1 pseudogene is annotated in these 651 nt (G+C 45.5%); it reads left to right on the forward strand.

What is annotated here, in order from left to right:
- Positions 1–651: pseudogene (locus R7O13_RS27915) on the forward strand (hypothetical protein); the annotation flags it as partial.

Genomic DNA, 651 nt, shown 5'->3' on the forward strand with positions numbered 1-651 from the left:
AGCGTAGAAGCCGCTTGTGAAGGTACTGACCTGTATGGCGAAGAAACTGGTGAAAACTGTGCCGGGTTCTTTGGATTTATCCCTCGATTCTCGAAAACAGATAACTTCAAAGCGAAGACTGCAGAGCCAGAACCGCCAAACTTTGATATTGCTTTTCGTGCGTTCCACGACAGAAACCTGAACTGCCAATATGATCCTATCATCGATGAAGTTATTCCTAATTGGGAGTTCGGTATTCGTGACTTAGCGATGGAAATGGGTGGTATGCGTAATACTAAACTTTCCAATGATTCTCCTGACGAGCCAATTACGTTTAGTGTTTTTGGGGTTGAAGACCATCAATGGAGCGTAGACCAATTCATGTGGTGGGCGAAAAAAGTTGGCTTTACCGCAATGAACACCCCATTCACTCACTTCACAACCTTCGCAGATTTAAGAGACTTTGCACCGACGTTCGAAGATGGCGATCTGCATATAGGCTTTGCAAACGCTCTAGCATGTCAAACCAACTTCGACGAAACCATCAAACGTTCTGCTGGTGAGGACACAGATGAAGCCAGCGGTAATGAGGAGAATGACGTTGGTTTCATGCCTAGTGCTTGGGCTCAACCAACCTTTAGTGATGATCCCGTGTTAACCATCCGTTTAGAT

This window comes from Vibrio sp. Y176 (genome assembly GCF_033438945.1).